This window comes from Polaromonas sp. (assembly GCF_039930745.1).
Classification (GTDB): Bacteria; Pseudomonadota; Gammaproteobacteria; order Burkholderiales; family Burkholderiaceae_C; genus Polaromonas.
Window position 1 is genome coordinate 22,957 of record NZ_JBDTTH010000045.1, and the last position, 10,005, is coordinate 32,961.

Consider the following 10,005-nt stretch of genomic DNA (forward strand, 5'->3'; position numbering starts at 1 on the left):
CTATCAAATATGTAGCATGGCCAGGGCGCCTATCAGCAGCCCCAGGCTCGCCAGCGCGAACATGCCGTACTCCAGCCACTTCTTGCGTGTCAGCAGGGCAATCGCCGCCAGGGCGATCGATACCTGCAGCACGGTGGTCGCTTGCGCCCAGCGGTGATGCAGGTGCATTTGTTCGTCCGACGACTTGTCCCAGACCGCCGCCTCGGATTCGAGTTTCTCGGCGACTGTCTTGATCTCGTTTTTCTCTGTTTCGTAGCGGTCAATTTTTCTTTGGTAGCTGCTCTTCTTGTCTTCAGGCGCCAGGTCGCGTGCAAATTCGGCCAGCGACTGCTTTGTGCTTTTGGACTGAAAGTAATTCCATTGATTGGAAGCCTCGGTCTTCTTGATCGCTGCGTTGTTTTTATACAGGCCTGCATTGGCCTGCGTTGCGCCGCCCATGTAGGAAAAAAGCGCGCCGACGGTGGCGATGATGGCCGTGATGACGGCGATCTGTGCAATCATGCCGCCGCCGTTGTCGCCGTGTCCGCCCTGCGCGGCGTGTTCCAGCTCGTGATCGTGCGGCCCGTGTACATGAAATCCTGCTCCCGACATATCAAGTATCTCCGTGTTTCTTGTGTTTGTTGTAAGTGATGAAGCTGAACTTCAGTCCCCCCGAAGAGGTGTGATCACTTCTTGCGGTTTCTGTCCATTGCTGACTGAGTATGGGCGCAAAGGCGTCACCTGAAAAGTCTTGCGCAATTTCGGTGACCTCGGCGCGGCTGGCCAGAGGTTCAGCCTGCGCGTAGATTTGCGCGCCGCCAATCACCCACACTTCGGGCGCTGCCCCGGCCAGGTGCACGGCTTGCTCAAGGCTGGTGGCGCGCTGCGCGCCTTCAGCCTGCCAGTCGAGCTGTCGCGTGATGACGATATTGGCACGGCCGGGCAAAGGGCGAAATCGGGGTGGCAGCGAGTCCCAGGTTTTGCGGCCCATGATGACCGGGAACCCGTGCGTGAGTTGTTTGAAGTGCGCCATGTCTTCCGGCAAATGCCAAGGCATGGTGCCGTCCTTGCCGATGACACCGTTGGCGGCGCGAGCGTAGATGAGGTTGATGCGAGGGAATGTCATGAACTGTAATGCCTGAGCCGTTCGTCGAGTGTGCCTGTATGCAGCTCAAACAGATGGTTGTCGAAATCGTAGAAATAGAGCGACTCGCCCTCGCCGGGTACACGCGGCCTGGCCGGACGAACTTCCGCTCCTATCGCGCGCAGCCGGGCTTCAAAACCGGGCAACTCGCCTGCTTCCACCCTCAATGCCAGGTGCCGGTAGCTGCGCTCGGCCGGTGGCTCGCCTTCCATGGCTGCCAGCCAGGTGTCGCCGAGCATGAAAAACTTCTCCCGCGACAGCGAAAAATTTCTAGCCTTGCTGTCGTAAACCTCTTTCGCCCCTAGTCCTTCGCACAGAAACAGCGCCATGCGGTCAAGGTCACGCACGATGAAGGTGATGTGGCTGACGCCTTCAATGGCCATGACTACACCGTCGCCTCTCGATTCAGGTAGTTAGCAACCGGTCGTGATATCGGCTCCCAACGGCATTCCGGCGTGTCGATCCCCGCGTTGCGGGGCCCCTCGCCAGGCGCCTTCATACCGCCACCGGCGCCTTGATCGCCGCATGGTGCTGGTAATCCACAAACTCGAAGTCCTCGAAGTCATAGTCAAAAATCGAATCCGGCTTGCGCTTGATTTTCAGTGTCGGGTATGGGAAGGGTTGTCGGCTGAGTTGGAGCGCGACCTGCTCGGCGTGGTTGCTGTAGATGTGGCAGTCGCCGCCAGTCCAGATGAAATCACCGACGTCCAGGTCGCATTGCTGCGCCACCATGTGCGTTAGCAGCGCGTAGCTGGCGATGTTGAAGGGCACGCCGAGGAAGATGTCTGCGCTGCGCTGGTAGAGCTGGCAACTGAGCTTGCCGCGCTGGCCGTTTTCGCCAGGCGCTACGTAGAACTGGAAGAAGGCATGGCAAGGCATCAGTGCCATTTTGGACAGGTCGGCCACATTCCAGGCGCTGACGATGATGCGGCGCGAATCGGGGTTGGTCTTTAGTGTCTTGATGACATCGGCGATCTGGTCGATGTGGCCGCCGTCCGGCGTGGGCCAGCTGCGCCACTGCACACCATAGACCGGACCGAGGTCGCCGTCTTCGCGCGCCCATTCGTCCCAGATGGTGATGCCGCGTTGCTTGAGCCAGTTGTTGTCGCTCGAGCCCTGCAGAAACCACAGCAACTCATGCACGATGGATTTGAGGTGAACCTTCTTGGAGGTCACCAGCGGGAAGCCTTCGTTGAGGTCAAAACGCATCTGGTAGCCGAACACGCTTTTGGTGCCGGTGCCGGTGCGGTCTGCCTTGAAGACGCCATGGGTGTCCACATGGCGCATGAAATCTTCGTATTGGGAGCGGGTGGGATGGGTCATGGGGAAAACCAGTCAGCTTGAACCGGAGAAAATAATGCGGATGCGGCAAGGGCGCGGTAAAGGTTTTAATTATGCCCGCAGCATTTGCTCCGGGTTAGTCGGGTTTTTTGGGGCTCGCGCGCAGTATATTTACCTGGAACCCGCTTGACAGAGGACGGCGGGAGATTTCATGTTCAAGTTAAACCGCCGCCGCCAGGTTAAAAGCCCAGGTTTTTCCGGCCTGAATCATCTGATTCACCTGAATCACGTCAGGCCGCGCAACACAGGAACGTTCCCAGGAAACCTCCTATGAAGAAATCAGCGCCCGCAGAGACTCCCGATGCGTACGTTGCCTCGCTTGGCGGCTGGCAGCGCCGCTACGTTGAAGCGCTGCGCGCCGCCGTTGTCGATGCGGCCCAACTTGCGGAGTCCGTCAAATGGGGGCACCTCGTGTACTTTTCGAATGGGCCGGTGTTGCTGATACGGGCCGAAGAGAGTCGCGTGCTCTTTGGGTTTTGGCGGGGTCAGCGGCTGCGGGACATCGAGTCACGGTTGAACCCTGGCGGCAAGTACGAAATGGCGACACTGCAAATCGTTGAGGAAACGCCGCTGGAACGGGAGACGGTAGTCAAACTGGTGGAGAAAGCCATTGCACTCAACATGGCTGAAGGAAACCCTGTGAGTGTCGTTTCCCCTGGAAGCAGGAATGCGGCCTGACCTCGTGCCTCTTGCCGTCGGCGTCAGGAGCCACGATGATCGCTGACGTCGCAATTCGCCTGGCCACTGTCGCCGATGCGGCGGACATCGCGTACATGTCCCGTGACTACATCGAACAGGGCTTGCCCTGGCGCTGGACTGTTGATCGGGTGACCCGGACGATCAGGGACCCCAACACCAATACCGTTGTTGTTGGCGAACAGGGTGCCATCGCCGCATTCGGGATCATGTTCCATGCCGAAGACGATGCACACCTGTTGCTGCTAGCTGTCCGCAACAGCGGGCAGCGCAGCGGCGTTGGCAGCGCAATACTTCTTTGGCTTGAGGCTGCGGCGCGATCAGCTGGTGCCAGACGCATCCGCGTGGAGGCCAGAAAGGACAATGATGCCGCCCGAAGCTTCTACAACGAGCATGGCTACCATGAGCGCGTCATCAAGACGGCGATGTACAGCGGAATTGCGGACGGGCTCTGCCTTGAAAAATGGCTGGGAGGCGCTGCCTGACCGGTTGCGCAACCCGGACGGCACGGGAGAATGCCGCTTGCTGCCGTTTTGACGTGCCGTACCGTTTCAATACCAGTTTCAGGAGGGCCTATGGGTTACTGGGTGAATACGACTTACATCCATCATGCAGACGTGAGCGTGGTGGCCGATGCGCTGGAGGCTGTCTGCCGTGCCGAAGGAATGGAGCGAATATCTTCTCCTGCGCAGCGGGAGAGGGCCCTCGTCGAGCCGATGCAGTACGAACGTGCCCTGCACAACGACCTGTGGGGCGCTGCGATCTTCCCCGGGGCTCCGTCATGGACTGTCATCCAGACGGCGCCCCCTGAGTTTCTGGCAGAACGCGCGGCCGGGGCTCCACGGATGCGTCTTGCCGAGCTCTGCCGCCGGCTCCCGGCATCCGCGTTTCAGCTGAACATCTATGACAGCGCAGGGGCGATTCTTGCTGAAGTGTCGGAGAGTGGTGAGGTTCTGATCTCGGGATTCAACACGAGCAGCGACGCCGCCGACCCCTTTGAATGGTACGAAGAACGGCTGAGCGAAGAATTTTTCGAGGCGCAGTTCCGGCTCCATCCTTTTCAGGATCTGATTGCCGGCGCCGCGCTTGGTGACGACTTGGCCGACGCGATTGCCCGGCAATTTGGGGCGCAGAACGCTGCCTTTTGCGACAACCTCGTCTCCGTCGATACGCTTGTCTGCCACAAGCCTTTCAGCGCGCCTGGCGGGATGGCTTTGTACTTCCGCTGGTCTGGTCCCAGCCGCCAACCTTACTCATCATGTGCGTCGTGGACCGAATATCAGGCCACGATCAGGGATGAAACCTGACAGCCCGGCTCATGCGGTGCGCGGGTGGTCATGGGTGTTGAGCATCCATATGCTCGCTGGCATCGGGCCTTGATCTGGCAAAAATCCGCGGAATTCGGACCTGGGCCGCAAGTGAGCCGTCCCAGGTGCGAAAGCTACATCCGCAGCACCCGCCCCGGGTTCATCAGGTTTTCCGGGTCCAGTGCGCCCTTGATGGCGCGCATCAAGTCCAGCGCCACCGGCGATTTGTGCTGCTCCAGTTTGCCCACTTTGAGGCTGCCGACGCCGTGTTCGGCCGAGATCGAACCGCCAAAGGACTGCACCGAGTCGTAGACCAGCGCATTGACCTTGTCTTCCTGCTCGCGCAAAAAGGCGGCCGCGTCGCCCTCTGCGGGCGCTTGGACGTTGTAGTGCAGATTGCCGTCGCCGAGGTGGCCGAAATTGACGAGGCGCACGCCCGGAATCGCCTTGGCCAGCAGTTTGTCGGTGACGCGCACGAACTCGGGAATCAGCGAGACCGGTACGGAAATGTCGTGCTTGATATTGAGGCCTTCCTCGGCCTGCGCCAGCGGAATGCTTTCGCGCACATGCCAGAGCTGGTGCGCCTGCTGCAGGTTCTCCGCCACCACGGCGTCGGTCACGCAGCCTTCTTCCATCGCAATCTCCAGCAGGCGTTCGAACTGCTCGCGCGCATGGGTTTCCGACTCATGGTCGGAGTTTTCGAGCAGCACGCAAAAGGCGCTTTCCTCGAAGAAAGGCACGCGCTGCTTGGGGAAGTGCCTGGCAACCAGGCTCAGCGCAAACTGGCCCATGACTTCAAAGCCCGTCAGGCCCGCGCCCAGGTGGCTGTGCGCCAGCCCGAGCAGGGTGACCGCGTCGTCCATGGACGGCACAGCAGCCCAGGCGGTCAGCTGCGCTGCGGGCATGGGGTAGAGCTTCATGGTGGCGGCGGTGATGATGCCCAGCGTGCCTTCGCTGCCGATGAAGAGGTCGCGCAGGTCGTAACCGGTGTTGTCCTTGCGCAGGCCCGACAGGCCTTCCCAGACTTCGCCGCGCGCCGTCACCACCTCCAGGCCCAGGCATAAATCGCGCGCATTGCCGTAACGCACGACCTGCGTGCCGCCGGCATTGCTGCCCAGGTTGCCGCCTATGGTGCAGCTGCCTTCTGCCGCCAGGCTCAGCGGGAACAGCAGCCCGGCGTGTTCGGCGGTTTCCTGCAGAGTCTGCAAGATGCAGCCCGCCTCGACGGTCATGGTCAGGTTGGGCATGTCGAGTGCACGCACGGCGTTCATGCGTTGCAGGCTCAGCACCACCTGGCGGCCCGAGTCGTCGGGCGTCGAGCCGCCGACCAAGCCGGTGTTGCCGCCCTGCGGCACCATGGGGACGCCGGCGGCCGCGCAGGCTTTCACCACGGCCGCCACCTCGGCGGTGTTGCCGGGGCGCACCACGGCCAGCGCCTTGCCGCGCGCGCGTTTGCGCCAGTCCAGCTCCCAGGCCGAAAGGTCGCCTTCGAACAGGACATGGGGCGCGCCAACAATCTGGCGCAGATCATCAAGAATTTTTTCCATGGGAATGTCAGGCAGCGGGTTGGACTTTTTTCAGGCGGATGCGCACATGCAAGGCGCAGGCGGCAAAAAGCAGCAGGCACAGCACGACTTCCGCCATGGCCAGGTAGTTGCCGGGCGGCTTGTCACTCCAGGCGCGAACGGCGCCTTCGGTGAAATACAGCCAGACCATCAGGCTGAGCCAGCGGTAGGTGTACATGCGGTTTTTCAGCAGGCCGGCCAGCGGCAAACACAGCGGCAGCACTTTCAGCGCCAGCAGCGAGCCGCCCGGACGCAGCGGTGCGAGCCACATCTCCCAGGCCAGGCCGAGAATGATCAGGGCGCCCAGGCTGCCCACGGCGAGCCAGCGGGTGGCATCAATCTGCGTTGTTTTGTGAAAGGTCATGTTCATGTTGGTGTCGATGGCATGATACCGGGGATGAAATTCCAGCAGTCCCTGCAGCAGTTGCTGGCGGATTTGTCGCGCTTTCCCTGGCGCGATACCGCCATCACCTTGCGCCAGCGTTTCCGCGAAGACCACATGGGCTTGACGGCCAGTAGTTTGACCTTCACCACCAGCATCGCGCTGGTGCCTTTTTTCACGGTCGCGCTGGCCATCTTCACGGCTTTTCCGATGTTCTCCAAGCTGCAGGGCGCGCTGCAGGTGTGGCTGGTCAACAGCCTGATTCCGGACAACATCTCGCGCCAGGTGCTCGGCTACCTGACGCAGTTCGCCAGGCAGGCCAACAAGCTTGGCGTGGTTGGCCTGGCGGTGTTGCTGGGCACGGCCATTGCGCTGATCCTGACCATAGACCGCACGCTTAACGGTATCTGGCGCGTAAAAAAGCCGCGGCCGCTGGCGCAGCGTGTGCTGATCTATTGGGCGGCCATCACGTTGGGCCCCCTGGTGCTGGGCGCCAGCCTGGCGGTGACATCCTATGTTTTCTCCGGGTCTCGCGGGGCGGTCAGCGCCATGCCCGGCGTGCTGCGTGTGCTGCTGGACGTGTTGCAGTTCTTCCTGCTGGCCGGCGGCATGGCCGCGCTCTACCGTTACGTGCCCAACACCTTTGTGCGCTGGGCCCATGCCTGGGTCGGTGGCCTGTTCGTTGCGGCCGGCATCGAGCTCGCCAAGAAGGTGTTGACGCTGTACCTGAGCAGCGTGCCGACCTATTCGCTGGTGTACGGCGCTTTTGCCACCCTGCCCATTCTGCTGGTCTGGATATACGTGGCCTGGGTCATCGTGCTGCTGGGTGCGGTGATTGCGGCCTACCTGCCCAGCCTGCTGGCCGGCGTGGCGCGCCGCGGTAGTGCGCACGGCTGGCAGTTCCAGCTGGCCGTGGAACTGCTGCAGCAATTGCACCGGGCGCGCAGCACCACGCGCATAGGCCTGGAAGGCTCGGAGCTGGCGCGGGCGCTGCAGGTGGATGTGTTGCAGCTCGAACCCGTGCTGGAAACGCTGATGGCGCTGGACTGGATAGGCCAGCTGACCGACCCGGACGATGAACACGAAGCGCGTTACCTGCTGCTGGCCGACCCCGACGCCACGGCGTTGGAGCCGCTGATGGCGCAACTCCTGCTCAGCCAGGACGTTTCCATGAAAAGTTTATGGGAAAACGGCCGTTTCTTCACGCTGCATCTGCGTGACGTGTTATTAAAATGATAGCGTAGCAACACGCCCCGTGAGCTACTGGCCGGCTTTTTTAGCGGCTTCGTAACGCGCCCTGTTCTCGGCGTTCGGCGGGTACAAGCCCGGCAAAGCGGCACCCTTGCCAACCTCGCTCATGATCCAGGATTCCAGCCGTTCCTGTTCGGGCGCCAGCAGCAGCATCTCGTCGAGCAGGGCGGCGGGAATCAGCACCGCGCCGTCGTCATCGGCCACCACCACGTCGCCGGGGAACACCGCCACGCCGCCGCAGGCAATCGGCTGCTGCCAGGCCACAAAAGTCAGGCCCGCCACCGAGGGTGGAGCGGCCGCGCCGTTGCACCAGACCGGCAGGCCGGTGCCCAGCACGCCCGCTTGGTCGCGCACCACGCCGTCCGTTACCAGGGCCGTCACACCGCGCTTTTGCATACGTGCGCACAGGATGTCGCCAAAAATCCCGGCATCGCTGACACCCATGGCATCGACCACCGCGATGCAGCCCGCGGGCATGTCTTCAATGGCAGCGCGTGTCGAGATCGGCGACGACCAGGACTCGGGCGTTGCCAGGTCTTCGCGCGCCGGCACAAAACGCAGGGTGAAAGCACGGCCGATCAACCGCGGCTGGCCGGCACGCAGCGGCCGCGCGCCGCGCAGCCAGACGTTGCGCAGGCCTTTTTTGAGCAGCAGCGTGGTCAGTGTGGCGGTCGTGATGCCGGAAAGAATGTCGATGACCCGGGGCTCGAGCTCCATGGGAACGGCGCTGTTGTTCATCAGATCTTGACCTTGCCTGTCCAGATGTCCTTGTACATGGCCCAATCGCCCATGAAGCTGTACAGCGGCCGCTTGAACGAAGCGGGTTTGTTCTTCTCAAAAACGAAATGGCCAACCCAGGCAAAGCCATAACCGCAGAGCAGGCCCGCCAGCAACCACCAGGGGTTGCCCGTGGCTGCCAGCGCGGCTAGGCACAGCAGCGCCAGGCTGGAGCCTGCGAAATGCAGGCGGCGGCAGGTGCGGTTGCTGTGCTCCGCCAGGTAAAAGGGGTAAAACTCGGCGAAGCTCTTGAAGGCTTTGGCGTCTGCTGCAGGCGCCGCGGCAGGTGTGGTGCTGTCCATGGGGATGTCTCCGGAAGTCCTTGTGCAAGCCATCATAGCCACGCTGCCGCACAATTGCATCATGCCTGATGCGCCCCTGTCTCGGACCCCGAAACCTGCAGCCCGGCGCTGGGTGGCCTGCCTGTGCGCCGACTGGTGCGGCACCTGCCGGGATTACCGCCCGGTGTTCGACCAGTTGGCGGCGGAGTACCCGGACATGCCCTTTCTCTGGCTGGACATTGAAGACCAGGCCGCCCTGGTGGGTGACCTCGACATCGAAACTTTTCCCACCCTGCTGATTGCCGATGGTGCCGCGCTGCGCTTTGCCGGCCCGCTGCTGCCGCACGCCGACACGCTGGCGCGGCTGCTGGGTTCGCTGGAGGCCGATGCAACTGCCGTCCCTGTGGCCGATGCGGCCATGGCGACCCTGGTGCAGGCGCTGCACCGGCAGGTCAGTTCAATGCAAACGGCGCCTTCAAAAATCCCCTGAAACGGGCGCGACCGCCGCGTGTGGGTACGGCCGTGAGCCGGTAGTCCGGAAAGCGCTGCAAAAAACGCCCGACGGCGATGCGGCCCTCCAGCCGCGCCAGGCTCAGGCCTGCGCACTGGTGAATGCCGAAGCCGAAAGCCAGGTGGCGGTTTCCCAGGCGCGCCAGGTCCAGCTGTTCGGGGTGGGCAAACTGCGCCGGGTCGCGGTTGGCTGCACCTATGCACAAGGTCAGCAGCGCACCTGCGGGCAAGTCCACGCCGCCGACGGTGCAGGCCTTGAGCGCGCGCCGGTTACTGAGCTGGTTGGACGACTCAAAACGCAGGAATTCGTCAATTTCGACAGTCAAATCGGCTTCTGGCCCTTGTTGGCCGGGCGCGGACAGCTTCACTTTTGATAGCAAATATTGCTTCGCCGCTGGCCACTCCTGCAGCGCCACCAGCGCATTGCCGATCAGGTTCGTGGTGGTTTCGTGGCCGGCGTTGAGGATGAACACGCAGTTCTGCAGCAGCTCGGTTTCGCTCAGCGACTGACCTGCGTCCTCACCCTGGATCAGCCGCGTCAGCACGTCGTGCTCCGGGTCGCCCGGGTGTCGGCGCCGTTCGGCGACCAGGGTCCGAAGGTAGGCCGTGAACTCGCTGACGCTGCGGTTGCCCAGCGCCTCCTGCTCCGGCGTGAGTTTGGGTTCCAGCGCGCCAAGGATGGCCAGCGACCACTCGCGCAGCGGACCCCGGTCGGCATGCGGCACGCCCAGCAGATTGCCGATGATCTCCACCGGAATGGCCGAAGCAAAGT

General features: G+C 62.4%; 14 protein-coding genes. 5 read left to right on the top strand and 9 right to left on the bottom strand.

What is annotated here, in order from left to right:
- Window positions 1–3: 3 nt before the first annotated feature.
- The 4 genes from ABI660_RS14175 to ABI660_RS14190 form a co-directional block, all read right to left on the bottom strand.
- Window positions 4–591, bottom strand: coding sequence for a DUF4337 domain-containing protein (locus ABI660_RS14175; RefSeq protein ID WP_348069083.1), 588 nt, complete (start codon window positions 589–591; stop codon window positions 4–6).
- 1 nt (window position 592) lies between these two features.
- Entirely contained in the window at window positions 593–1,105 is a 513-nt protein-coding gene (locus ABI660_RS14180) for a dihydrofolate reductase (RefSeq protein WP_348069085.1), read from the bottom strand.
- Entirely contained in the window at window positions 1,102–1,506 is a 405-nt protein-coding gene (fosX, locus tag ABI660_RS14185) for a FosX/FosE/FosI family fosfomycin resistance hydrolase (protein WP_348069087.1), read from the bottom strand. The genes ABI660_RS14180 and fosX overlap by 4 nt, the downstream gene beginning before the upstream one ends.
- A gap of 112 nt (window positions 1,507–1,618) precedes the next feature.
- Window positions 1,619–2,446 carry a thymidylate synthase gene (locus tag ABI660_RS14190; protein WP_348069089.1) on the bottom strand — a complete coding sequence of 276 codons (828 nt, stop codon included), beginning with the start codon at window positions 2,444–2,446 and terminating at the stop codon, window positions 1,619–1,621.
- A 288-nt stretch (window positions 2,447–2,734) separates the two neighbouring features.
- Here ABI660_RS14190 and ABI660_RS14195 point away from each other — a divergent pair, with 288 nt between their 5' ends.
- The 3 genes from ABI660_RS14195 to ABI660_RS14205 all read left to right on the top strand — a co-directional run bounded on the left by ABI660_RS14195 (window position 2,735) and on the right by ABI660_RS14205 (window position 4,467).
- Window positions 2,735–3,142, top strand: coding sequence for a DUF1801 domain-containing protein (locus ABI660_RS14195; RefSeq protein ID WP_348069091.1), 408 nt, complete (start codon window positions 2,735–2,737; stop codon window positions 3,140–3,142).
- A gap of 35 nt (window positions 3,143–3,177) precedes the next feature.
- Entirely contained in the window at window positions 3,178–3,645 is a 468-nt protein-coding gene (locus ABI660_RS14200) for a GNAT family N-acetyltransferase (RefSeq protein ID WP_348069093.1), read from the top strand.
- 90 nt (window positions 3,646–3,735) lie between these two features.
- Window positions 3,736–4,467: a hypothetical protein gene (locus tag ABI660_RS14205; RefSeq protein WP_348069095.1), complete on the top strand. Its 732-nt coding sequence runs from the start codon at window positions 3,736–3,738 to the stop codon at window positions 4,465–4,467.
- Window positions 4,468–4,601: 134 nt separating this feature from the next.
- Here ABI660_RS14205 and ABI660_RS14210 read toward each other — a convergent pair whose 3' ends face one another.
- Complete coding sequence (locus tag ABI660_RS14210; RefSeq protein WP_348069097.1) at window positions 4,602–6,014, bottom strand: FAD-binding oxidoreductase; 1,413 nt, start codon at window positions 6,012–6,014, stop codon at window positions 4,602–4,604.
- A gap of 7 nt (window positions 6,015–6,021) precedes the next feature.
- Window positions 6,022–6,396 (bottom strand): DUF2069 domain-containing protein, encoded by a 375-nt coding sequence (locus ABI660_RS14215; protein ID WP_348069099.1) that lies wholly within the window; start codon window positions 6,394–6,396, stop codon window positions 6,022–6,024.
- 33 nt (window positions 6,397–6,429) lie between these two features.
- Between ABI660_RS14215 and ABI660_RS14220 the strand changes: the two genes are divergently transcribed.
- Window positions 6,430–7,650 carry a YihY family inner membrane protein gene (locus tag ABI660_RS14220; RefSeq protein WP_348069101.1) on the top strand — a complete coding sequence of 407 codons (1,221 nt, stop codon included), beginning with the start codon at window positions 6,430–6,432 and terminating at the stop codon, window positions 7,648–7,650.
- Between the two features lie 24 nt (window positions 7,651–7,674).
- Here ABI660_RS14220 and ABI660_RS14225 read toward each other — a convergent pair whose 3' ends face one another.
- Both ABI660_RS14225 and ABI660_RS14230 read right to left on the bottom strand, forming a co-directional pair.
- Complete coding sequence (locus ABI660_RS14225; protein WP_348069103.1) at window positions 7,675–8,403, bottom strand: ribonuclease activity regulator RraA; 729 nt, start codon at window positions 8,401–8,403, stop codon at window positions 7,675–7,677.
- Entirely contained in the window at window positions 8,403–8,744 is a 342-nt protein-coding gene (locus ABI660_RS14230) for a DUF962 domain-containing protein (protein WP_348069105.1), read from the bottom strand. Before ABI660_RS14230 ends, ABI660_RS14225 begins: the two co-directional genes overlap by 1 nt.
- 61 nt (window positions 8,745–8,805) lie before the next feature.
- Here ABI660_RS14230 and ABI660_RS14235 point away from each other — a divergent pair, with 61 nt between their 5' ends.
- Window positions 8,806–9,213 (top strand): thioredoxin family protein, encoded by a 408-nt coding sequence (locus ABI660_RS14235; RefSeq protein WP_348069107.1) that lies wholly within the window; start codon window positions 8,806–8,808, stop codon window positions 9,211–9,213.
- Here the strand turns inward: ABI660_RS14235 and ABI660_RS14240 are convergent.
- The coding region (locus tag ABI660_RS14240) for a cytochrome P450 (protein ID WP_348069109.1) at window positions 9,176–10,005 on the bottom strand (830 nt) is incomplete at its 5' end. The genes ABI660_RS14235 and ABI660_RS14240 overlap by 38 nt on opposite strands.

Coding starts and splice junctions, on each gene's coding strand:
- ABI660_RS14235 (WP_348069107.1), top strand. CDS start 8,806: ATGCCTGATGCGCCCCTGTCTCGGACCCCGAAACCTGCAGCCCGGCGC.
- ABI660_RS14220 (WP_348069101.1), top strand. CDS start 6,430: ATGAAATTCCAGCAGTCCCTGCAGCAGTTGCTGGCGGATTTGTCGCGC.
- ABI660_RS14195 (WP_348069091.1), top strand. CDS start 2,735: ATGAAGAAATCAGCGCCCGCAGAGACTCCCGATGCGTACGTTGCCTCG.
- ABI660_RS14205 (WP_348069095.1), top strand. CDS start 3,736: ATGGGTTACTGGGTGAATACGACTTACATCCATCATGCAGACGTGAGC.
- ABI660_RS14215 (WP_348069099.1), bottom strand. CDS start 6,396: ATGACCTTTCACAAAACAACGCAGATTGATGCCACCCGCTGGCTCGCC.
- fosX (WP_348069087.1), bottom strand. CDS start 1,506: ATGGCCATTGAAGGCGTCAGCCACATCACCTTCATCGTGCGTGACCTT.
- ABI660_RS14180 (WP_348069085.1), bottom strand. CDS start 1,105: ATGACATTCCCTCGCATCAACCTCATCTACGCTCGCGCCGCCAACGGT.
- ABI660_RS14210 (WP_348069097.1), bottom strand. CDS start 6,014: ATGGAAAAAATTCTTGATGATCTGCGCCAGATTGTTGGCGCGCCCCAT.
- ABI660_RS14175 (WP_348069083.1), bottom strand. CDS start 591: ATGTCGGGAGCAGGATTTCATGTACACGGGCCGCACGATCACGAGCTG.
- ABI660_RS14200 (WP_348069093.1), top strand. CDS start 3,178: ATGATCGCTGACGTCGCAATTCGCCTGGCCACTGTCGCCGATGCGGCG.
- ABI660_RS14190 (WP_348069089.1), bottom strand. CDS start 2,446: ATGACCCATCCCACCCGCTCCCAATACGAAGATTTCATGCGCCATGTG.
- ABI660_RS14225 (WP_348069103.1), bottom strand. CDS start 8,403: ATGAACAACAGCGCCGTTCCCATGGAGCTCGAGCCCCGGGTCATCGAC.
- ABI660_RS14230 (WP_348069105.1), bottom strand. CDS start 8,744: ATGGACAGCACCACACCTGCCGCGGCGCCTGCAGCAGACGCCAAAGCC.